The 22,439-nt window shown below is 59.9% G+C and carries 19 protein-coding genes and 4 tRNA genes; 9 read left to right on the top strand and 14 right to left on the bottom strand.

Going from position 1 to position 22,439, the window contains the following annotated elements:
- Positions 1 to 37: 37 nt before the first annotated feature.
- The 5 genes from ACZ9BE_RS05800 to ACZ9BE_RS05780 form a co-directional block, all read right to left on the bottom strand.
- Positions 38 to 445 carry an SEL1-like repeat protein gene (locus tag ACZ9BE_RS05800; protein WP_315435279.1) on the bottom strand — a complete coding sequence of 136 codons (408 nt, stop codon included), beginning with the start codon at positions 443 to 445 and terminating at the stop codon, positions 38 to 40.
- Positions 446 to 817 (bottom strand): hypothetical protein, encoded by a 372-nt coding sequence (locus ACZ9BE_RS05795; protein ID WP_003223109.1) that lies wholly within the window; start codon positions 815 to 817, stop codon positions 446 to 448. It lies immediately after the preceding gene.
- Positions 814 to 1,155 (bottom strand): helix-turn-helix domain-containing protein, encoded by a 342-nt coding sequence (locus ACZ9BE_RS05790; protein ID WP_056783977.1) that lies wholly within the window; start codon positions 1,153 to 1,155, stop codon positions 814 to 816. Before ACZ9BE_RS05790 ends, ACZ9BE_RS05795 begins: the two co-directional genes overlap by 4 nt.
- Before the next feature lie 112 nt (positions 1,156 to 1,267).
- Positions 1,268 to 1,723, bottom strand: coding sequence for a YkvA family protein (locus tag ACZ9BE_RS05785; protein WP_476249016.1), 456 nt, complete (start codon positions 1,721 to 1,723; stop codon positions 1,268 to 1,270).
- Positions 1,724 to 2,015: 292 nt separating this feature from the next.
- Entirely contained in the window at positions 2,016 to 2,732 is a 717-nt protein-coding gene (locus tag ACZ9BE_RS05780) for an FKBP-type peptidyl-prolyl cis-trans isomerase (RefSeq protein WP_016773732.1), read from the bottom strand.
- 269 nt (positions 2,733 to 3,001) lie between these two features.
- Between ACZ9BE_RS05780 and ACZ9BE_RS05775 the strand changes: the two genes are divergently transcribed.
- Entirely contained in the window at positions 3,002 to 4,813 is a 1,812-nt protein-coding gene (locus ACZ9BE_RS05775) for a di-heme-cytochrome C peroxidase (RefSeq protein ID WP_476249015.1), read from the top strand.
- Positions 4,810 to 5,979 (top strand): catalase family protein, encoded by a 1,170-nt coding sequence (locus ACZ9BE_RS05770; protein ID WP_476249014.1) that lies wholly within the window; start codon positions 4,810 to 4,812, stop codon positions 5,977 to 5,979. The genes ACZ9BE_RS05775 and ACZ9BE_RS05770 overlap by 4 nt, the downstream gene beginning before the upstream one ends.
- A gap of 89 nt (positions 5,980 to 6,068) precedes the next feature.
- Here ACZ9BE_RS05770 and ACZ9BE_RS05765 read toward each other — a convergent pair.
- The 4 genes from ACZ9BE_RS05765 to ACZ9BE_RS05750 all read right to left on the bottom strand — a co-directional run bounded on the left by ACZ9BE_RS05765 (position 6,069) and on the right by ACZ9BE_RS05750 (position 6,602).
- A tRNA-Asp gene (locus ACZ9BE_RS05765) sits at positions 6,069 to 6,145 on the bottom strand.
- A gap of 19 nt (positions 6,146 to 6,164) precedes the next feature.
- A tRNA-Val gene (locus ACZ9BE_RS05760) sits at positions 6,165 to 6,240 on the bottom strand.
- 190 nt (positions 6,241 to 6,430) lie between these two features.
- A tRNA-Asp gene (locus ACZ9BE_RS05755) sits at positions 6,431 to 6,507 on the bottom strand.
- Positions 6,508 to 6,526: 19 nt separating this feature from the next.
- A tRNA-Val gene (locus ACZ9BE_RS05750) sits at positions 6,527 to 6,602 on the bottom strand.
- A gap of 159 nt (positions 6,603 to 6,761) precedes the next feature.
- Here ACZ9BE_RS05750 and rdgC point away from each other — a divergent pair.
- The 3 genes from rdgC (at position 6,762) to sugE (ending at position 9,226) form a co-directional block, all read left to right on the top strand.
- On the top strand, positions 6,762 to 7,682 hold the full coding sequence (gene rdgC, locus ACZ9BE_RS05745) for a recombination-associated protein RdgC (protein ID WP_024012190.1): 921 nt from the start codon (positions 6,762 to 6,764) through the stop codon (positions 7,680 to 7,682).
- Between the two features lie 143 nt (positions 7,683 to 7,825).
- A complete protein-coding gene (locus ACZ9BE_RS05740) occupies positions 7,826 to 8,791 on the top strand; it encodes a bile acid:sodium symporter family protein (protein ID WP_041479525.1) in 966 nt (321 codons plus the stop codon).
- A gap of 120 nt (positions 8,792 to 8,911) precedes the next feature.
- Complete coding sequence (gene sugE, locus ACZ9BE_RS05735; RefSeq protein WP_041479526.1) at positions 8,912 to 9,226, top strand: quaternary ammonium compound efflux SMR transporter SugE; 315 nt, start codon at positions 8,912 to 8,914, stop codon at positions 9,224 to 9,226.
- Positions 9,227 to 9,329: 103 nt separating this feature from the next.
- Here sugE and ACZ9BE_RS05730 read toward each other — a convergent pair whose 3' ends face one another.
- The 3 genes from ACZ9BE_RS05730 to ACZ9BE_RS05720 form a co-directional block, all read right to left on the bottom strand.
- Complete coding sequence (locus ACZ9BE_RS05730; protein ID WP_476249013.1) at positions 9,330 to 11,201, bottom strand: MFS transporter; 1,872 nt, start codon at positions 11,199 to 11,201, stop codon at positions 9,330 to 9,332.
- 96 nt (positions 11,202 to 11,297) lie between these two features.
- Entirely contained in the window at positions 11,298 to 12,449 is a 1,152-nt protein-coding gene (locus ACZ9BE_RS05725; RefSeq protein ID WP_476249012.1) for a TDT family transporter, read from the bottom strand.
- A 115-nt stretch (positions 12,450 to 12,564) separates the two neighbouring features.
- Positions 12,565 to 13,752 (bottom strand): MFS transporter, encoded by a 1,188-nt coding sequence (locus ACZ9BE_RS05720; protein ID WP_476250124.1) that lies wholly within the window; start codon positions 13,750 to 13,752, stop codon positions 12,565 to 12,567.
- Between the two features lie 103 nt (positions 13,753 to 13,855).
- Between ACZ9BE_RS05720 and ACZ9BE_RS05715 the strand changes: the two genes are divergently transcribed.
- Positions 13,856 to 14,398: a TetR/AcrR family transcriptional regulator gene (locus ACZ9BE_RS05715; RefSeq protein ID WP_056783960.1), complete on the top strand. Its 543-nt coding sequence runs from the start codon at positions 13,856 to 13,858 to the stop codon at positions 14,396 to 14,398.
- Between the two features lie 223 nt (positions 14,399 to 14,621).
- Entirely contained in the window at positions 14,622 to 18,092 is a 3,471-nt protein-coding gene (locus ACZ9BE_RS05710; RefSeq protein ID WP_460093951.1) for a hybrid sensor histidine kinase/response regulator, read from the top strand.
- Positions 18,093 to 18,664: 572 nt separating this feature from the next.
- Here the strand turns inward: ACZ9BE_RS05710 and ACZ9BE_RS05705 are convergent.
- Positions 18,665 to 20,029 carry a DNA recombination protein RmuC gene (locus ACZ9BE_RS05705; RefSeq protein ID WP_163012219.1) on the bottom strand — a complete coding sequence of 455 codons (1,365 nt, stop codon included), beginning with the start codon at positions 20,027 to 20,029 and terminating at the stop codon, positions 18,665 to 18,667.
- A 175-nt stretch (positions 20,030 to 20,204) separates the two neighbouring features.
- Positions 20,205 to 20,528, bottom strand: a complete 324-nt coding sequence (locus ACZ9BE_RS05700; protein WP_423664657.1) for an SEL1-like repeat protein — start codon at positions 20,526 to 20,528, stop codon at positions 20,205 to 20,207.
- 910 nt (positions 20,529 to 21,438) lie between these two features.
- Between ACZ9BE_RS05700 and ACZ9BE_RS05695 the strand changes: the two genes are divergently transcribed.
- Together ACZ9BE_RS05695 and ACZ9BE_RS05690 are read left to right on the top strand one after the other, a co-directional pair.
- The gene (locus ACZ9BE_RS05695; RefSeq protein WP_016773719.1) at positions 21,439 to 21,663 is read left to right on the top strand and encodes a hypothetical protein; all 225 of its coding nucleotides are present in this window, start codon (positions 21,439 to 21,441) and stop codon (positions 21,661 to 21,663) included.
- Positions 21,664 to 21,935: 272 nt separating this feature from the next.
- Complete coding sequence (locus ACZ9BE_RS05690) at positions 21,936 to 22,418, top strand: hypothetical protein (protein WP_073472662.1); 483 nt, start codon at positions 21,936 to 21,938, stop codon at positions 22,416 to 22,418.
- Positions 22,419 to 22,439 lie beyond the last annotated feature (21 nt).

The raw sequence follows: 22,439 nt of genomic DNA, 5'->3' as shown, positions 1-22,439 counted from the left end.
ACCTCACGCCGCGTTTATTTAAAAGACATACATGGAATTACTGCGTTGAATCACCAGCCATCAGCTGTTGCAGCTTAAGCTCGGCCAACGGGTGGCCGGCTTTGGCAGCCATGGTCCACCAACGAGCGGCTTCAGCGGGATCCGGTGCTTTGCTCGGGGTACCGGCGAGGCTGATCACGCCGACTTGATACGCCGCTTTACCATCACCAGCCAACGCCGCCAGACGCAGTAAACGCACGCCTTCTTCACGCGCGCCCAACCCGACGCCGCGAAAAGTCAGAATGTGCCCATAAAAGCTTTGCGCACCGACATCGCCGAGGTTGGCCATGCGCGCAAACTGGCCTTCGAGCCAGCGCCAGCCACGCGGCTGGCGAACGAACCACGACCAACGAAACAGCCGGCGGGCCAGCCAATAACCGGCCCGCGCCTTGAGGCGCAGAAACACTCAGGCCTCCGCCGATTCCGGGTATTCGTATTCGAAGACGCGCACCACTTCCGACGCATGCCAGGACGCCGCTGCAACGCCATCCGACGGCCCGGAAAAGCGCCCCAGACGCTCGACACATTCAAAAAAACCGGTACGCGGCAAACGACTGGCGCCCTGACTGATGACCAGCGAACTGCGCAACGGCTGCTCGGCTTTGGCGTCCAGTGCGGCCAGATGCTCCAGCGCAGCCGTCAGTGTCTGCATCGCCGGCGTCGGTAGCTGCAAACGCTCAAGCAAGGCTCGATAGGTCAGAAGATGGCGCTGACGACGCGCCTGGTCCAGTTCCCCCAGCAATCCGTCCCAATGTTGACGACTGATGCGTACGCTCACGATTCATCCCTCCAACCCGGCACCGTCAGTTCCCAGGCCAGGCTGCGGCGAATCGCGGCGTCGGGCTGACGCTCACCACTTTCGATCATGGCCAGATATGACGGGCTGATGCCTACCGTGCGGGCCAGCGCCTCGATGGCGATGCCCTTCCCTTCGCGCAAACTGCGTAATTGATCCAGACCCGGAAGAATCGGCTCCGGCGAGGCGGCGAGCGGCGCTGCTGGCTGCTGCACCGGTGTTGCGTTGATCCCTGCTGCTTTCAGTAAAGCCTGATATTGAGCCCACGGCAGAACCGCGTATTCGGGTTCGCCATCGCGTGCAATTATCTGAATATCCATGACTACCCCGTAGGACAACACCACTTAGCGAGTCGGCACTTTTCCCTAGAAGTGTAATCCTAACAGCGGCCAAGGTCGCGAGTGGTATCTATCTGTAGGCAGTCTTCGTCAGTCAGGGCTTTTTCGGGCCTTGCAGCTGCAATTGTTCAGGGGTATCAGGGAGGCGTTCAACCACCGCCAGCTTCTCCGGTTGCTGGCGCTTGCGCCACAGACGAAAGGCGTTGAGCTCATCATCGAGGGTTTTCATCAGCCAGGCGAGGACAGCGATGTCATCGAGCATGCCGAACACGGGAATGAAATCCGGAATGGCATCCACCGGGCTGAGGAAATACATCAGGCCCGCCACCACCGAAATCAGCGACTTGGCACTGATCGCGCGATACTCGCCACGCCAGTAGGCCAGGCACAGCGACTGCAGCAAGCGCAGATCATCCTTGAGTTTGCCCAGGCGATTGCCTTGCGCGGCGCCTTTGCTGGCCACGGCAAACAACAGGGTCGGCAGGCGTCCACGGGCCAGCAGGCGACCGGCCAACGGCAGGAATCGAGCGAAATTCCACGGAGCTTTCATCTATTCTTCCCGTTGAAATGTTATCCACACAAATTGTGGATAACCTTGTGAACAGAGCTGCATTTCAGCGCTGAGAGCCCCGTTTCATAAGGGCTGCGCTCAGATCGGGCGTTTTTTACTCACATAAAAAAGCCCAATATTTCATTGACTTGGCAGCTCAGGGCGTCTAGCGCGGGCAGCCTCAAAGCTATGACTGTGCTGATCGCTGTCAGTTCGCTCTGTTTACCTTCCCTGACCTGCAGATGCAACAACGCCCCGCATGTGCGAGGCGTTGTTTTCAAGCCGTTGCGTGTTACTTGGCAGCGGCGTCTTCTTTGGCTGGATCCTTGATGGCCAGCAGTTCCAGGTCGAAAACCAGAACCGAGTTGGCCGGGATTGCCGGGCTTGGCGACTGAGCGCCGTAAGCCAGATCGCTAGGGATGTACAGTTTGTACTTCTCGCCAACGTGCATCAGTTGCAGACCTTCAACCCAACCCGGGATCACGCCACTGACTGGCAGATCGATCGGGCTGCCGCGCTCTACGGAGCTGTCGAACACGGTGCCGTTGGTCAGCTTGCCGGTGTAGTGAACAGTTACGACGTCGGTCGGCTTAGGCTGTGGGCCGTCGGCTTTCTTCACTACTTCGTACTGCAGGCCGGAAGCGGTGGTGGTCACACCGGCTTTCTTGCCGTTCTCTTCGAGGAATTTCTTGCCGGCGGCTGCCGACTCTTCGCTCATCTTGGCCATACGCTCTTCAGCACGCTTTTGCAGCGAGGCGAAGGCTTCGACCAGTTCTTCATCTTTCAGCTTCTGTTCTTTCTTGCCAACGGCATCTTCGATGCCCTGGGCTACCGCTTTGGAGTCCAGATCATCCATGCCTTCCTGGGCAAGGCTTTTGCCCATGTTCAGGCCGATGCCGTAGGAAGCTTTTTGCGCCGGGGTTTTCAGCTCTACGCTGGTCTGCGAGTCACAACCCGCGAGTACCAGGCTAACCAGGGCTACCGCCGCCGCCAACCGATGCTGTTTCATGCTATTTCCTTGTTCATGCGCCGAATGGGCAATCGAGTAAAGCCGCGAGCTTATCAGGCCGCCACGACCAATGGCTACCGGCATGAGAGCAGGAATCTTCCGATAAGTTCAGGGATTAAAACGCATTTGGGCAACGGCTGGATGAAGCTTCTGTCATCCACGGACGACAAGCGTCATCGGAGCTTGCCTCAGCGTCTGGCGTAATGGCCACTTGCCCAGCAGTCATGGCTCAGGCATAACAGCGCAACAATTCGACAAGGATGTTTAACTTGCGCCTTCTATTCCGCGTTCTCACTCTGGTGATCGTGCTGGCGATAATCGCCCTCGCGGTGACCGTCTATTACGTCGCCAATCCGAAATTGCCCTCCTACACCCCGCCGCAACAGGTACGTTACCTGGATCAATGGAGCGAAGAGCAACGGCGGACCTACTACTTCACGCCCCAAGGTACGCAAGTCAAAGGCCTGCGTTACGAGTGGTTCCAGGCATTGGAATTGCCGTTCTCCGAGCAGCGCTTCGCCTCCCCTGAATATCTCGCCCGTTTCGGCTTCCTGGTCGACCCGCAGCAGAAAGCGAGCGCGAACAACCCCGGCAACCTTCCCGTCGGTTTTGCCCGGCACCAGAATCCCGGCAACGCCTCGGAGCATTATCTGGACATCACCTGCGCCGCTTGCCACACCGGCGAGTTGCGCATCAAAGGCCAGGCCGTACGTATCGATGGCGGCAGCGCACAGCACGTGCTGCCTTCCAGCGTTCCTACGTTGCGCGGTGGCAGTTTCGGACAGGCCCTGGTCGCCAGTCTCGCCTCGACTTACTACAACCCGTGGAAGTTCGAGCGCTTCGCCCGTCAGGTGCTCGGGGATGATTACGAAGCGCGCCGCGAACAATTGCGCAAGGAGTTCAAGACCTCGCTGAACACCTTCGTCAAAGTGGCGTGGAACGACACCCATCGCGGCCTGTACCCGACCGAGGAAGGCCCGGGGCGCACCGATGCGTTCGGCCGGATTGCCAACGCGACGTTTGGCGATGCGATTTCCCCTGCCAACTACCGCGTAGCCGATGCCCCGGTGGATTACCCGCAGCTGTGGGACATGTGGACGTTCGACTGGGTGCAGTGGAACGGCTCGGCTCAACAGCCAATGGCGCGCAATATCGGCGAGGCGCTCGGCGTCGGTGCCACGCTGAATTTCTTCGACGGCAACGGCCAGCCGCTGCAAGGCGCTGAGCGCTATCCCTCCAGCGTGCGCGTGCGCGATCTGCACGCTATCGAAGAAACCTTGCAGCAGTTGAAGTCGCCGACCTGGCCGGAAGATCTGTTCGGTGCGATCGACAAGCCGCTGGCCGCCAAAGGCCGCGCGCTGTTCGCGGAAAACTGCGTCGGCTGCCATGTCCCGCGCCAATCGCAGGAAGGCGAACGCTGGGTGCAGCACTTGCACATGCTGCCGGTAGACGTGATCGGTACCGATCCCAATGCGGCCAACAACGTTGCCAGCCATCGTTTCGACCTGAGCGCGCTGCAATGGGATGTCAAAGAGTTGGAAAAAATGGACGTCAGACTGCACCCCGAACCTAAAGCGCCGCTTGATCTGAGCCAATTGTCGGTGGCCAAGGGCCTGGCTTACGTCACCGCGTTCGTGGAAAACCGTGCCTATCGCGACGCGCAGATCACGCCGGAAGAAAAACCGCGCATGGACGGTTTCGGCCTGCCGATCGGCGTGCGCGAGAAGGTCGCTTACAAGGCTCGACCGCTGGCTGGCGTGTGGGCGACTGCGCCGTTTCTGCACAACGGTTCGGTGCCAAGCATCTATCAGTTGCTGTCACCGCAGGATGAGCGCGCCACCACCTTCTATAAAGGCACGCTCGAATACGACCCGCACCACCTCGGCTATCGCACCGAATCTTTCACCAACGGTTTTCTGTTCGACACGCGCATCAGCGGCAACCATAACAGCGGCCACGAATTCCGCGCCGGCGCTCGCGGCAACGGGGTGATCGGCCGCCTCCTGCAACCAGAGGAGCGCTGGGCGCTGCTCGAATACCTGAAAGTGCTGGGCGGACCACTGGAGGCGCAGTTGCCATGATCATGCCGACATTCAAAAAAGAACTGCCGCCACTGGCTCGCTTCTGGCTCTGGTTGGGGCGTTTGCTTGGCAAGACGCTGCTGATCCTGCTGATCATCGGCCTGCTCGGCTGGGCCATCGCCGCCGCGTGGTTCGCTTGGCAGCATCGTGGGCCGGTGTCGGCGCAGGAACAGATTCCACCAGGCGAAGCGGCGATGACCCAGGACATCATTCAAACCGCTGTGCGCATCGTCGACCAGCATCGCGAAAGCACGCGTTATCTGCGCGATGCCCACGCCAAGGCGCATGGCTGCGTGAAGGCGCAAGTGCAGGTTTTACCGGAACTGGCGCAATCGCTGCGACAGGGTGTGTTCAGCGAGCCGGGCAAGACCTGGCAGGCGCTGATCCGGTTGTCCAACGGCAATGCCTACCCACAATTCGACAGCATTCGCGACGCGCGCGGGATGGCAATCAAGCTGTTCGAGGTTTCTGGCAAGCAACTGCTCGGCAATCGCCAAGACCAGCATGAACAGGATTTCGTGATGTTCAGCCATCCGAATTTCTTTGTCAGCGATGTCGCCGAGTATCGTCAGAATGTGGCGGCGCAGGCTGACGGCAAGAAGGTAATGGCGTTTTTTCCGACATGGGATCCGCGCACCTGGCAAGTCCGTCATCTGTCTATCGCGCTGGCTACGCTGTCAGCGCCGCCGGACAGTCCGACCGAGACTACATATTTCTCGGTATCGCCCTACAAGTTCGGTGAGGCCAATGCGAAATTCCGCGTCGTGCCGGATCCGGAGCGTTGCCCGGCGTATACCTTGCCCAAACAGAATCACGACTTGCCGAATTTTCTGCGCAGTGCACTGAATCAACAGTTATCCACGGATCGGGTGCCGGCGTGTTTTGCCCTGCAGATCCAGCGCCAGGACGCGAACAAGTACATGCCGATCGAAAACACCAGCATTGAGTGGCGTGAGCAGGATGCGCCTTTTGCAACGGTGGCGCGGATCACCCTGCCCGCGCAGGACTTCGATACGCCGGCGCTGAATCTGCAATGCGACAACCTGTCGTTCAACCCGTGGTTCGGCATCGAGGCGCATCGGCCGGTGGGCGGGATCAATCGCTTGCGCAAGGCAGTGTACGAGGCGGTGAGCGACTATCGGCATGCCCGCAATGCGGCGCAGTAGCGCGGCGATTTCATAAATCGCAGACAGCAAAAAGCCCGCACAAGGCGGGCTTTTTGTGGTGTCTGGCGTTCAGTTCCAGATACCGAATATGGCGCAGCGGACGGGACTCGAACCCGCGACCCCCGGCGTGACAGGCCGGTATTCTAACCGACTGAACTACCGCTGCGCGAAACGCTTGAAACGAATGGTGGGTGATGACGGGATCGAACCGCCGACATTCTGCTTGTAAGGCAGACGCTCTCCCAGCTGAGCTAATCACCCTTCGCTTCGTTACGGGGCGCATTATGCCACAAGTTTTCGTAAAGTGTTGATTTAATTGAATATTTTTCAAAAAAATCTGAAAACCGGTGAAACGATACATCCCGCGGGTACAACCTTGAGACAGAAAAAAACCCGCATCAGCGGGTTTTTCCGTGGTTACCTGGCGTTCAGTGGTCCAGGTTACCGAATATGGCGCAGCGGACGGGACTCGAACCCGCGACCCCCGGCGTGACAGGCCGGTATTCTAACCGACTGAACTACCGCTGCGCTAAACACTTGAAACGAATGGTGGGTGATGACGGGATCGAACCGCCGACATTCTGCTTGTAAGGCAGACGCTCTCCCAGCTGAGCTAATCACCCTTCGCTTCGGTGTGGCGCGCATTCTACGGAGCACCCCAACCTCTGGCAAGCACTTTTTTAAATAATTTTCCGAGGCCTTCCAAAGGCTTAGAGAAGGGTTGGCCTACGCCCCGGCGAAGACAATAATGCCCCCCTTTGTATAAAGGAGTGACTCGCCCCATGTGGTTCAAGAACCTGCTGATCTATCGCCTGACCCAAGACCTGCCTGTCGATGCCGAGGCGCTGGAAACTGCACTGGCGACCAAACTGGCGCGGCCGTGTGCAAGCCAGGAGCTGACCACTTACGGTTTCGTCGCACCATTCGGCAAGGGCGAAGATGCGCCGCTGGTGCATGTCAGCGGCGATTTCCTGCTGATCTCTGCGCGCAAGGAAGAACGCATTCTGCCGGGCAGCGTCGTGCGTGACGCGGTCAAGGAAAAGGTCGAAGAGATCGAAGCCGAGCAGATGCGCAAGGTCTATAAGAAGGAACGCGACCAGATCAAGGATGAAATTATCCAGGCGTTTCTGCCGCGCGCGTTCATCCGTCGTTCGTCGACCTTCGCCGCGATCGCGCCGAAACAGGGCTTGATCCTGGTCAACTCGGCCAGCCCGAAACGCGCCGAAGACCTGCTGTCGACGCTGCGCGAAGTGATCGGCACCCTGCCCGTGCGTCCATTGACCGTGAAAATGGCACCGACTGCGGTGATGACCGAGTGGGTCACCACGCAGAAAGCCGCCGACGATTTTTATGTACTGGACGAGTGCGAACTGCGCGATACCCACGAAGACGGCGGCATCGTCCGTTGCAAGCGTCAGGACCTGACCAGCGAGGAAATCCAGCTGCACCTGAGCACCGGCAAAGTCGTCACTCAGCTGTCGCTGGCCTGGCAGGACAAACTGTCGTTCATGCTCGACGACAAGATGACCGTCAAACGCCTGAAATTCGAGGATCTGTTGCAGGATCAGGCGGAACAGGACGGTGGTGATGAAGCCCTGGGCCAACTGGATGCCAGCTTCACCCTGATGATGCTGACCTTCGGCGACTTCCTGCCGGCGCTGGTTGAAGCGTTGGGTGGGGAAGAGATGCCGCAGGGGATCTGACCCTGACGAGCATCTAACCTGTGGGAGCGAGCCTGCTCGCGAATGCGGTGCGCCAGCAACATTAATGTATCTGGCTCACCGCTTTCGCGAGCAGGCTCGCTCCCACAATGTTTTGTGGTGTAACCAAAAATAAGGATCGAGCCATGCGCGCACTGGCTGCACTCAGCCGCTTTGTCGGCAATACCTTCGCTTACTGGGTTCTGATATTCGCCGTCGTGGCCTTCCTGCAACCGGCGTGGTTCATTGGCCTGAAAAGCGCGATCGTACCGCTGCTGGGTCTGGTGATGTTCGGCATGGGCCTGACCCTCAAGCTCGACGACTTCGCTGCCGTCGCTCGCCATCCGTGGCGGGTGGCGCTGGGCGTGGTTGCGCATTTCGTGATCATGCCCGGTGTGGCTTGGTTGCTTTGCCAGGTGTTTCACCTGCCGCCGGAAATCGCCGTCGGGGTGATTCTGGTCGGCTGCTGCCCGAGCGGCACCTCTTCGAACGTGATGACCTGGCTGGCACGCGGTGATCTGGCGCTTTCAGTGGCGATTGCCGCGGTCACTACCCTGCTCGCCCCACTGTTGACCCCGGCGCTGATCTGGCTGCTGGCCTCGGCGTGGCTGCCGGTATCGTTCATGGAGCTGTTCTGGTCGATCCTGCAAGTGGTGCTGTTGCCGATCGTTCTCGGCGTGGTCGCGCAGCGGCTGCTCGGCGACAAGGTGCGGCATGCGGTGGATGTGTTGCCGCTGGTATCGGTGGTCAGCATCGTGATTATCGTCACCGCCGTGGTGGCGGCGAGTCAGGCGAAAATCGCCGAGTCCGGCCTGTTGATCATGGCCGTGGTGATGCTGCACAACAGCTTCGGTTATCTGCTCGGCTACTTCACCGGACGCCTGTTCGGCCTGCCGCTGGCTCAGCGCAAGTCGCTGGCACTGGAGGTCGGCATGCAGAATTCGGGACTGGGCGCGGCATTGGCCAGTGCGCACTTCTCGCCACTGGCGGCGGTGCCGAGCGCGCTGTTCAGCGTCTGGCACAATATCTCCGGGGCGCTGCTGTCGACGTACTTCCGGCGCATGAGCGAAAAAGAAGATCGCGACAACCTCGCACAACGGGCTGCCGATTGAGGCTGAAAACTTGATCCCCGGGTTAATGCTCGTCAGTATATTGCGCAACGCGGGGACGACCCTGCGGCTCGCTCGAGTCATTAATCTGGGGACGACCCCGTCAATCGATGGAGGTCCTGCATGTCCTGGATCATTCTGTTTTGCGCCGGCCTGTTCGAAGTCGGCTGGGCCGTCGGCCTGAAATACACCGACGGCTTCACCCGCCCGCTTCCCACCGCCCTCACCGTTGCCGCCATGGCCATCAGCCTTGGTTTGCTGGGCCTGGCGATGAAGGAATTACCGTTGGGTACGGCCTATGCGATCTGGACCGGTGTCGGTGCGGTGGGTACGGTGATCGCCGGGATCATTCTGTTCGGTGAGTCGATGGCATTGATTCGGCTGGCCAGTGTGGCGTTGATCGTCACCGGTTTGATCGGGCTCAAGGTCAGCGCTTAAGCCACCGGCCCCATCGCTGGCAAGCCAGCTCCCACAAGATTGGTGTACACCATCGAACCTGTGGGAGCTGGCTTGCCAGCGATGAGGGCCGTCCAGTCAACAACTATCTGACAGATCCGCGCAATTCCCCCACCAACACCTGCAACTTCGCCGGCTCGGTCCCTTCGGTAATTGCCGGCCCCGCCACCAGCGTCACCCGCGACCACAAGCGATGGAACAAGCCCTTGCTCGGATCGCGACTGAAGAAACTCCCCCACAATCCTTGCAACGCCAGCGGAATCACCGGCACTGGCGTCTCCTCCAGAATGCGCGTCACGCCGCCGCGAAACTCGTTGATCTCGCCATCGGCGGTCAATTTGCCTTCCGGGAAGATGCACACCAGCTCACCGTCCTTCAGATACTGAGCGATGCGTGTGAAGGCTTTTTCGTAGATCTGGATATCTTCCTGGCGTCCGGCAATCGGAATAGCGCCCGCCGTGCGGAAGATAAAGTTCAGCACCGGCAAGTTGTAGATCTTGTAGTACATGACAAAGCGAATCGGCCTACGCACCGCCCCGCCGATCAGCAAGGCGTCGACGAACGACACGTGGTTGCACACCAGCAGCGCCGCGCCCTCGTCCGGGATCGCTTCAAGGTTGCGGTGCTCGACGCGGTACATGGAATGGCTGAGCAGCCAGATCATGAAGCGCATGCTGAATTCCGGAACGATCTTGAAGATGTAGGCGTTGACGCCGATGTTCAGCAGCGACACCACCAGGAACAGTTGCGGGATCGACAGCTTGGCGACGCTCAGCAAAACGATCGAAACAATCGCCGACACCACCATAAACAACGCGTTGAGAATGTTGTTGGCGGCAATCACCCGCGCGCGTTCGTTTTCAGCCGTACGCGACTGGATCAGCGCGTACAGCGGGACAATATAGAAGCCACCGAAAATGCCGAGGCCAAGGATGTCGATCAACACCGCCCAGGTGTGCACGAAGCCCAGCACGGCAATCCAGCTATGGCCGGTGACGCTGTCCGGGATCCCACCGGAATGCCACCACAGCAACAGGCCGAACACGGTCAGGCCAAACGAGCCAAACGGCACCAGTCCGATCTCGACTTTGCGCCCGGAGAGCTTCTCGCAGAGCATCGAACCCAGCGCGATGCCCACCGAGAACACGGTCAGGATCAGCGTGACCACGGTTTCGTCACCGTGCATCCATTCCTTGGCGTAGGCCGGGATCTGCGTCAGATAGATTGCCCCGACGAACCAGAACCACGAGTTGCCGACAATCGAGCGCGACACCGCAGGCGTCTGGCCCAGACCGAGTTTCAACGTCGCCCAGGACTGACTGAAGATATTCCAGTTCAGGCGCATTTCCGGCGACGAGGCCGCCGCGCGCGGAATACTGCGGCTGGCCAGATAACCCAGCACGGCAATGCCGACGATCGCGGCGGAGACTACTGGCGCGTAGTGCTCGGTCGACATCATGATCCCGGCGCCGATGGTGCCGGCGAGAATTGCCAGAAACGTGCCCATTTCCACCAGACCGTTGCCGCCGACCAGTTCATCGTCGCGCAAGGCCTGCGGCAGGATCGAATACTTCACCGGGCCGAACAGCGCCGAATGCGTGCCCATGGCGAACAGCGCCACCAGCATCAACGACAGATGATCGAAGAGAAAGCCGATCGATCCTACGGCCATGATGGCGATTTCCGCGAGCTTGATCAGACGGATCAACGCGTCCTTGGCGAATTTTTCCCCGAACTGCCCGGCCAGCGCCGAGAACAGGAAAAACGGCAGGATAAACAGCAGCGCGCAGAGGTTGACCCAGATCGAGCGATCGCCCTCGATGGTCAACCGATAGAGGATGGCGAGGATCAACGACTGCTTGAACACGTTGTCGTTGAACGCGCCGAGCGACTGGGTAATAAAGAAGGGCAAAAAGCGCCGGGTGCGCAACAGGTTGAACTGTGAGGGGTGACTCATCTTCCGTGTTTCCTGATGTTAGATAGTGAGGCCTGGGTGCTTGTTATTGGAATCCCGCACCACGATCCAGGCCACACCTTACCTAAACTTTTCGGATTATTTCTTCAAACCTGCAATACACGGCGAGACAAACAGCTCGCCACGCCACGCGCCCTGCACGGTGCGCTTGCCGACGATCAGCCACATTACCGCCAACAAAATCACCAGCGCCGTACCGAACACACTGAAAAACATGAGGCCGAGGACGCTTGCCAGTTTCAGCGTTGCCAGCGAATACACGCCCAACGGGAAGGTGAAGCCCCACCAGCCGAGGTTGAACGGAATGCCGTCGCGTAGATAACGTACGGTGATCAACAGTGCCATCAACATCCACCACAGACCAAAACCCCACAGCGTGATCCCTGCCACCAGCCCTAATCCTGAGGCGATTTCACCGACGCCGGGCAGACCATTCGCGGCAAAAATCGCTGGTGCCTCACCGCCCAACAGCAACATGCCCAGGGCACCGGTGCCGATCGGACCGAGGGCGAGCCAGCTCGACGCGGCCATGTTTTCGTGGGGCAGTTTGTGCAAGGCCATACGCAACAACAGGATGGTCAGAATGCTGAACGCCACCGGCAGGGAGAAAGCCCAGAGCACATAGCTGGTGGTCAGTACGACGAGTTGCCCATGGGCGTCGGTCAGATGCGGGGCGAGCAAGCCGCCGCTGGCCGCGGCTACTTCCGCCGCCACCACCGGCAGCAACCAGACCGCGGTCATCTGATCGATGCTGTGTTCCTGACGGGTAAACATCATGTACGGAATCAACACACCGCAGGCCAGCGACATCGCTACATCGATCCACCACAACACTTCAACGAGCTGAATGACACCGTCGCCCCAGCGCGGCAGCCCGAACAACAGAAAGCCGTTGATGATCGTCGCCAGGCCCATGGGAATGGTGCCGAAGAACATCGATACAGTCGAATGGCCGAAAATCCGCCGCGCCTCGTCAAAGAACAAAATCCAGCGCGCGGCGTAGGCAGCAGTAAACAAGCTGAACAACAGAATGTTGAACAGCCACAGCCCCTCGGCCACGACGCGTAATCCGGGAATGGCCAGCGGCAACTGGGCCAGCGCCAATGCCAACACACCGGTGCCCATGGTCGCGGCGAACCAGTTCGGCGTGAACTGGCGGATCACTTCACGCGGATGCTGAAGCTGGCTGAAAGGTTTGTAGCCGGGGGTGACACTGTTAGGGCAAATCATCATGAACTCCTGTCCTCTGGTGAGGTTGAGTCCATGGTAGATCCGAATCGAATATCGATATAACGGGTAATATCTCTAACTGTTATCTGTTTTGCAGATAAGCATCTACACGCGCTTAAGGAGCGCTGCAAACTCTGCCTGTCTGCGGACGCAGACTGAGCAGCAGCGCAGCCACGGCCAGCACGATCAATACAACGCCGTAACCATCAGTGGTCGCCAGCAACCCGAAACTGCGAGCGAGTTGCCCGGCCAGCAACGCCGGCAAACAGAACGCCAGATAACTGAGCACGTAATACGCCGACATCAACCCGGCTCGCTCGTGTGGCGAGGCCAGCGACACCAGACTGCGCACCGTACCGAGGAAACCCGAACCGAAGCCGCAACCGGCGACCAGGGTGCCGAAGAAAAACAACCACAGACTGGTGCCATGCACGCCGAGGAGGATCAGGACCAGCCCGATCGGCAGCAAGCTCGCACCCAGCCGCAGCGCCTGAGCGGCTGGACGATTGCGCATCATGAAAATCATCAACGCACCGGTCACGGTGAGCGCCGCGACCGTAGCGCCACCGATCAGATTGGAGGTAGAGCCAGTGGCCGTGCGCACCAACGACGGCGCCAGCGAGGCATAAAAACCTCCGAGCGCCCAGGTTGCGGTGTTCAGCGGCAGCACTCGCCACAACGTTGAACGCGCTTGCACCGGCACGTGCAAAGTCGGTCGCAAAGACGCCAGCGCCCCACCTTGCCGCGAGACACTTTCCGGCAGGCGCCAGACATAAACGCCCTGCAACACGAACAACGCCAACAGCAACCAATAGGTCAGCTGCAACGGCGCCGGTGCGAATTCTGCCAGCAAGCCACAGCCCAAACCGCCCAAAGCCATCCCGAGTAACGGCGCGACACTGTTGATCAGCGGCCCCTGCTGGCGGTCGGTATCGAGCAATGTTGCGCTCAAAACGGCGGTGGCCATGCCGGTGGCGAAACCCTGCAGTACCCTCGCGCCGATCAACCAAGCGACACTGTCGGCATAAATGAACAGCAGCATCGCCAGCGCATTGAGCAGCACGGCACTGAAGATCACCGGTTTGCGTCCGAGATGGTCGGAAAGCGAACCAACCGTCAGCAACGCCGCCAACAGACTGAAAGCGTAAACGGCGAAGATCAGCGTCAACATCGCTGCCGAGAAATGCAGCTGATCCTGATACAAGTGATACAACGGCGTCGGCGCGGTGGAAGCGGCGAGAAAACTGAGTAAGGTGATCGCCAGAAACCACAAGCTCGACTGGTGGGAAGCGACACTATTCAAGGGGCTGGTCATGGGCATACTCCGCAAAAGCTAATTTTTTGCTTTTGTGCAGTGTGCTACCGCCCCGCGCTTAAAGCAAATTCTTTGTGTTAAGGTCTGCCGCATGGCTATTAAAGAAGGTTTACGCCCCGGGGGCCGCAGTGCCCGGGTACAAGAGTCGATTCATTCGGCTGTCAACGCGCTGCTGCAAGAGCAGGAACGTTCCACCGTGACCGTCCCGCAGATTGCCGCCCGCGCGGGGGTTACGCCGTCGACGATCTACCGCCGCTGGGGTGATCTGGCGGCGTTGCTGGCGGACGTCGCCCTCGCCCGCATGCGCCCGGACAGCGAGCCGGCGAACACTGGCAGCCTGCGCGGCGATATCCGCGCCTGGGCCGAGCAATATCTCGACGAGATGAGCTCGGAGGTCGGGCGCAACATGATGCGCGACGTGCAGGCCAGCGCTACGCCGGGCTATTGCGTGGCGATCATTGGTGCGCAGTTGCAGACCATCGTCGATCGCTATCCGCATGAGAAGGCGCCGAGTGTCGATCGCTTGATCAATCTGGTGGTGGCGCCGGTGGTGTTCCGGATTCTGTTTTCGGCCACGGCGCTGGAGGTGGATGAGTTGCATCGGTTGATCGATATTGCATTGCGGCAGGACTGACGCCTTCGCGAGCAGGCTCGCTCCCACAAGGGAATGCATTCCAGAACGTGGGAGCGAGCCTGCTCGCGAAGAGGCCCGCCCGGTCACCACAAAAACTACTCGGTACCCCGCCTGCGACACCCCGCCACGCCACGACCTTGGTCGACACTGACTAACCGTCGCGCGCGTGCGAGACTGTCCGCCCGGGGAGGAGTGCCGGGGAGTCTTTTGTCGGGAGTGCTGCATGTCGTTGTCCACCGGGCTGATCGCCGTCGTTGCCCTGGCCTACATGGCCATCATGTTCGCCATCGCCTTCTACGGCGACCGTCGCAGCACGCCGTTGCCGCCACGGGTGCGCGCCTGGGTGTACAGCCTGTCGCTGGCGGTTTACTGCACCAGTTGGACGTTCTTCGGCGCGGTCGGTCAGGCGGCGGAACAACTGTGGTCATTCCTGCCGATCTACCTCGGGCCGATCCTGCTGCTGGTCGGCGCGCCGTGGGTCCTGCAGAAAATGGTGATGATCAGCAAACAGGAGAACATCACCTCCATCGCCGACTTCATCGCCGCGCGCTACGGTAAGTCGCAATCGTTGGCGGTGGTGGTGGCGCTGATTTGTCTCGTCGGCGTCTTGCCCTACATCGCCCTGCAACTCAAAGGCATTGTCCTTGGCGTGAACCTGTTGATCGGCGCCGGCGCCGATGCCATGGGCACCCGCGCCCAGGACACGGCGCTGATCGTGTCGCTGGTGCTAGCCCTGTTCACCATCGTTTTCGGTACGCGCAACCTCGACGCCACCGAACATCACCGTGGCATGGTGCTGGCGATTGCCTTCGAATCGCTGGTCAAGCTGTTCGCCTTTCTCGCCGTCGGCGCCTTCGTCACGTACGGCCTGTATGACGGTTTCGACGACCTGTTCAATCAGGCGATGCTCGCCCCGCGCCTTGAGGCGTACTGGAAGGAAACCATCAACTGGCCATCGATGGTGGTGCAGACCGGCGTGGCGATGATGGCGATCATCTGCCTGCCCCGGCAGTTTCACGTCACCGTGGTGGAGAACATCGACCCGCAGGATCTGCGACTGGCGAAATGGGTTTTCCCCGCCTATCTGGCTTTGGCCGCACTGTTTGTAGTCCCGATCGCCCTTGCCGGTCAGATGATGCTGCCCAGCGATGTGCTGCCCGACTCGTTCGTGATCAGCCTGCCGCTGGCCCAGGCCCATCCGGCGCTGGCGATGCTGGCGTTTATCGGTGGTGCATCGGCAGCGACCGGCATGGTGATTGTCGCCAGCGTCGCACTGTCGACCATGGTCTCCAACGACATGCTGCTGCCGTGGCTGTTGCGCCGCAACAACGCCGAGCGCCCGTTCGAGGTGTTCCGCCAGTGGATGCTCTCGGTGCGCCGAGTGAGCATCGTGGTGATTCTCCTGCTGGCCTACGTCAGTTATCGCTTGCTTGGCTCGACCGCGAGCCTGGCGACCATCGGCCAGATCGCCTTCGCCGCGGTAACGCAACTGGCGCCGGCGATGCTTGGTGCGCTGTACTGGAAACAGGCCAACCGCCGGGGCGTGTTCGCCGGCCTCGCCACCGGCACCTTCCTCTGGTTCTACACATTGGTATTGCCGATTGCCGCGCACAGTCTCGGCTGGTCGCTGGCGAGTTTTCCGGGGTTGGCGTGGCTGCATAGTAATCCGCTGAACCTGCCGATTACGCCGCTGACCCAAGGCGTGGTGTTGTCGCTGGCGGGTAATTTCACCCTGTTCGCCTGGGTCTCGGTGCTCTCGCGCACGCGGGTTTCGGAACACTGGCAGGCCGGGCGTTTTATCGGTCAGGAAATCAGCGCGCGGCCTAATGCTCGTTCAATGCTGGCGGTGCAGATCGACGATCTGCTGCAACTGGCGGCGCGTTTCGTCGGCGAAGAACGCGCGCGGCAGAGCTTCATTCGCTTCGCCTACCGTCAGGGCAAGGGTTTCAACCCCAACCAGAACGCCGACAGTGAATGGATCGCCCATACCGAACGTTTGCTGGCCGGTGTCCTCGGCGCCTCTTCGACGCGCGCCGTAGTAAAGGCCGCCATCGAAGGTCGGGAAATGCAGTTGGAGGACGTAGTCCGAATCGCTGACGAAGCCTCGGAAGTGCTGCAGTTCAACCGCGCCCTGCTGCAAGGCGCGATCGAGAACATCACCCAGGGCATCAGCGTGGTCGACCAGTCGCTGAAACTGGTGGCGTGGAACCGGCGTTATCTGGAACTGTTCAACTACCCCGACGGCCTGATCAGCGTCGGCCGGCCGATTGCCGACATCATTCGCTACAACGCCGAACGCGGTTTGTGCGGCCCTGGCGAAGCGGAAGTGCACGTCGCGCGACGCTTGCACTGGATGCGTCAGGGCCGCGCACACACTTCCGAACGGCTGTTCCCCAATGGCCGGGTGATCGAGCTGATCGGCAACCCGATGCCCGGCGGCGGATTTGTCATGAGCTTCACCGACATTACCGCGTTCCGCGAAGCCGAACAGGCGCTGACCGAGGCCAACGAAGGGCTGGAACAACGGGTCAGCGAGCGCACCCAGGAACTGTCGCAACTCAACGTCGCGCTCACCGAAGCCAAGGGCAATGCCGAGGCGGCCAACCAGTCGAAAACCCGCTTCCTCGCCGCCGTCAGCCACGACTTGATGCAACCGCTGAACGCCGCGCGACTGTTCTCCGCCGCCCTCTCCCACCAGAACGAAGGCTTGAGCGCAGAGGCGCAGCAGCTGGTGCAACACCTCGACAGCTCGTTGCGTTCGGCGGAAGACCTGATCAGCGATCTACTGGACATATCGCGCCTGGAAAACGGCAAGATCAACCCGGACCGCAAAGCGTTCGTCGTCAATGAACTGTTCGACACCCTAGGCGCGGAGTTCAAGGCGCTGGCCCAAGAGCAAAAGCTCACGTTCCGGGTGCGCGGCAGTCAATTGCGCATCGACAGCGACATCAAACTGTTGCGGCGAATCCTGCAAAACTTCCTCACCAACGCTTTCCGCTATGCCAAAGGCCCGGTGCTGCTGGGCGTGCGTCGGCGCAGTGGCGAGTTATGTCTGGAAGTCTGGGATCGCGGCCCGGGGATTCCGGAAGACAAACAACAAGTGATTTTCGAAGAATTCAAACGCCTCGACAGCCACCAGACCCGCGCCGAAAAAGGTCTGGGCCTGGGTCTGGCGATCGCCGACGGCTTGTGCCGCGTGCTCGGGCACACCCTGCGCGTTCGCTCCTGGCCGGGGCGCGGCAGTGTATTCAGCGTGACGGTACCGCTGGCGCGCACGCAAACGCCTGCGGCGAGCGCCACGGTCGAGCCAAACAGCAAAATGCTCAGCGGCGCGCAGGTGCTGTGCATCGATAACGAAGACAGCATCCTGATCGGCATGAACAGCCTGCTGAGCCGCTGGGGCTGCCAAGTGTGGACGGCGCGCAATCGCGAAGAATGCGCAGCGATATTGAATGAAGGCGTGCGGCCGCAACTGGCGCTGGTCGACTATCACCTCGACCACGGCGATACCGGCACAGAGCTGATGGCGTGGTTGCGCACGCGCCTGGGCGAGCCGGTACCCGGCGTGGTAATCAGCGCGGATGGACGCCCGGAGACCGTAGCGCAAGTGCATGCTGCGGGCCTGGATTACCTGGCCAAACCGGTGAAGCCGGCAGCGTTGCGGGCACTGTTGAGTCGGTATTTGCCGTTGTAGAAGGTGACCTTGCAGAAGCCTTCGCGAGCAGGCTCGCTCCCACAGAACAGCAAAAGCAAGAGCAAGAGCAAGAGCAAGAGCAAGAGCAAGAGCAAAAGATCGCAGCCTTCGGCAGCTCCTACAGTTGGACCGTCGATATCTGAGTGAAATGGTTGGTCGGCAGATTGCCTTCGCGAGCAGGCTCGCTCCCACAAAAGCAAAAGCAAGGCAGCGCAGCTGCCCGCGGCGAAGCCGCCCCACTCAACAATGAGCGCAAGCTCGAGTGCTTTTGATCTTGATCCACCGGCGACGTCGGAAGGCTGAGTGGAGGGATTGATCCGGGCGTGGGAGCGCAGCGACCGTCTGGCGCAGCCAGACACAGCGGAAGGAGGTGCAGCGAAGCAAACCGTAGCCGCTGCGCCCGGATCGATCCCGGAGCGAAGGGACCCGAGCCTGCGAGGGCCGAACGTAGGAGCAAGCCTTTTGGGTTACCTTTTTGGCGTTTGAAAAAGGTGACTCGCCGTAAGGGCGAAACCGCCAGCCGCCACGCCCGCAGCAACGGATATGCCCCCAATCAGCCCAAAAAACGACGCCTACTCAGGCAACTCAACCAACCCATCAACATCCGTCATCGCCCGCTCCAGCAAATCCGCCGGCAAGCTCTTGCTCGCCCGCGCACCGAGCAACTTCAACTGCTCACTGCGGCTGACCAGATTACCGCGCCCCTCTGTCAGCTTGTTACGCGCTGAGCTGTAAGCCTTGTCCAGTTGCTGCAGACGATTGCCCACTTCGTCCAGATCCTGAATAAACAACACGAACTTGTCGTACAGCCAACCCGCGCGCTCAGCGATTTCCCGGGCATTCTGGCTCTGCCGTTCCTGCTTCCACAGACTGTCGATCACCCGCAGCGTGGCCAACAGCGTAGTCGGACTGACGATCACGATATTGCGGTCGAAAGCATCCTGAAACAGCGAAGGCTCAGCCTGCAACGCAGCGGAAAATGCCGCTTCGATCGGCACGAACAGCAAGACGAAATCGAGGCTGTGCAGGCCTTCCAAGCGCTTGTAATCCTTGCCGGCCAGACCTTTGACATGATTGCGCAGCGACAATACATGCTGCTTGATCGCGATCTGCCCGAGGGTGTCGTCATCGGCCGCAACATATTGTTGATAGGCCGTGAGGCTGACTTTCGAATCGACCACCACCTGCTTGTCGCCGGGCAGGTAAATGATCACATCGGGCTGGAAGCGCTCGCCGTCCGGGCCTTTGAGATTGACCTGGGTCTGGTATTCGCGGCCCTTCTCCAGACCTGCATGCTCAAGAACGCGCTCGAGGATCAGTTCGCCCCAATTGCCTTGGGTTTTCTGGCCCTTGAGCGCGCGAGTCAGGTTGGTCGCTTCGTCGCTCAGGCGCAGGTTCAATGCCTGCAAACGCTCCAGCTCCTTGGCCAGCGAGAAGCGCTCGCGGGCTTCGGCCTGATAGCTTTCTTCCACGCGTTTTTCAAAGGACTGGATGCGTTCTTTCAACGGATCGAGCAACTGCCCGAGCCGCTGCTGGCTGGTTTCGGCAAAGCGCTGCTCACGCTCATCGAAGATCTTGCCGGCCAGCTCGGCGAATTGCGCACGCAGCTCATCACGCGAGCCTTGCAGGTCGTTGAGACGTTGTTGATGGCTTTCCTGTTGCTCTCGCAGTTCGGCACTCAGCGAGGCAGCGTGGGCGTCTAGGCGGCGCAACTCAGCGTCCTTGTTGGCGCGTTCGAGGTTCCAGGCGTGGGAGGCATCGCGGGCGTCATCGCGCTCGATCTGCAGCAATTCGACCTCGCGGCGCAGCGCGGCGAGGTCTGCCTGTTTGGCAGCGTTGGCCTGGCCGAGGTCGGCGATCTCGTCGCGGCTCGCTTCAAGCTGCGCGGTGAGGCCATCCTGGGCCAGTTGCGCCATGGCCAGGCGCTCTTCGAGCAAGGCCAGATCGGCCTGTGCATTGCTGGCCCGGCGTTGCAGTTGCCAGGCCAGCGCCAGCAGCGGCACCCCTGCTGCCGCAAGACCAAGCAATATGCTGGTCAAGTCCATAGCCATAGCGACTCCTGCCAATCGGATAAAGCCTGAAGGTTAACCAAGGTGTCTGGGCTTGGACAGCTCAGTCTTCGATCAGACCGAGTTCCTGCTGCGCGCGACGGTCGCCGGCGCGGGCGGCCTGACGCAGCAGCTCCTGGCCGATACGCCGATCACGGGCATTGCCGCACTCACGGCAGATCAATTGGCCGAGACGGCTTTGCGCAGCGACTACACCTTCACGGGCCGGTTGCTTGAGCAGGCGGCCCGCGAGGTGTTTGGCGCTGGGGCTGTCGCTCAGGCGCGGCGCATCGAGCAGCCACTCAGCCACACGTACGGAAAAACGCTTGGGAGCGGTAACAGAGGTCGGATTGGAGGTAACAGGGTCTGATACTGAGCGAAACTTCATAAAGCACTGCGGGACAGATCGGAAGGCGCGCCACTTTACTCTCTTTTTCTTACAGGTAAAGTCGAAAAAAACCCGGCACGCCCGTGCTAGAGCAAGCGCTAGGGACAATCCACAGAAGCTGTGGATAAGTCAGTGGACAACCGCTCTGTGATCCTCGCAAAGCCTTATGGAATGGGGCTCGCAGTCAAACTGACGATTTTTTCACCAACAAAAAAAGACGATATTTTTCATTGACTTAAACTTTTGATACAGGCAGCGACTGGAGTCAGGATCGATGTGACAGTTGCGTTACGCTCTGCGCAACTAATGTGCACAAGTACCTGTGCGCCGGTTATATGCGTGCGCTTTTTGGGGTCATTTTGCGCAGCTGCGAACGACCGAAAGGCTCTGCGAAAAGCGTGCACGCCGACGGACGGTGCGACACGACCATACCCTGTGAAGCTTTTTTTGACATGGGGTTTGCTTCGCCCGAACGGATCCGTTACTATCCGCGGCGTTAGTACCAAGCTGAAAGTCAATTCCGGTCGAACATCTCCCCACGGTCAACTTCCAACAGGAAGACACTGCCGAAAAAAGCGGGAACGACCCCTCGATGGTTTCCAGGTAACTCTTGCGACGACGCTGCCTTTGAACGAAAACAAAGGGCGTTGCCAAGAACACTTACTCTGACCGAACCAACCTGCAAATTGATCAGGATCTTCACCCCGGGCCCAGAACCTTAGCCCTCGCTGTGATGCCTGTCCTCCTAAGTACCTACCTGCCAGCCCAAGCGCGCTCACTTATCAGCGCTTCAAACTGGCTGCTTTGTTCCAGTCGGGTTCTTCGTTCGATCAATGGTGATCAACGTTACTGGAACGTTTTAACGTTGCACGGTTCTTATCCGTGTCATTTGTAGGAACACCTAATAACTATGTCTACTCAAATCCAGACTCAGGATGCCATTCGCACCCTAACCAACGCTTTTGCTCCAATGAACTGCCTGATCATGGCCGCTCGCAAAGGCTGCTTCAGCTTCACCGTAGTCAATGAACACGGTATCGCTCGTCACAGCGAGCGTCTGTACCCCGATCAATACTCCAGCGCCGAACCGCTGCAGGCCGTGATCGAGCGTACCCGTCAGGCACTGGTTGCCTGAAAGCCGGACAGGCTGCAAAAGCAAAAGCCCTGCTGAAAAGCGGGGCTTTTTATTGCCTGATATTTCACTTTTAACGCAACGCTTCTAAGCATGTTCCGATCTAACGCCCGGGATGCGATGGCGGAAATATTTTAAAAACAGGCCTTTACAGGCTGAATATGACACTACACTTCAACTCAAGCGGCTTGACCCGCTTGCGGCGAGCCTGAGTCGATCCACTGCTGCCAAAGCCCCTTCAGGACTCGCCCTCAACAACAAGAACCGAGGGTGTTATGGGTATCGCTGCCAGCGAACTGTGCCGCTATGTGATCCGTCCCACATTGATCTATCTGGGACGCCACTGCGCAACCGCCGAATCCCTGCTGCTGGGTATCGCTGCCAGCCAATCCGCCCTCGGCTCTGCCCTGCACGACCGCCGCGGCCACGGCCTCTACCGGATTGCCGAGCATCGCCATCAGGCGCTCTGGGACGATTATCTGGCGCTCGACCCGGAGCGCGCCAGCCTGGTGCGCGGCCTCGCCAGTCAGCATGCATTCCTCAGCGGCCCGCATCTGGAACTGACCGTCAACCTGCGTTACGCCACGGCCATCGCCTGGCTGCTGGTAGAAGAACAGAACCCCATCCTCCCCGCTCCGACCGACCTGCTCGGCATGGCGCGCATCTGGCGCCAGACCTTTCAACCGCAAGGCCGTTTGCGCGACTTCACCTATGCCTGGCAAACCTGTGTTTCACCGTTGAATCAGGTCGCTTGCTGACCGGGCGGTTTCACAAGTTCT

Source organism: Pseudomonas sp. TE9122 (assembly GCF_056278925.1).
This window is presented reverse-complemented; position numbering and strand designations above follow the sequence as displayed.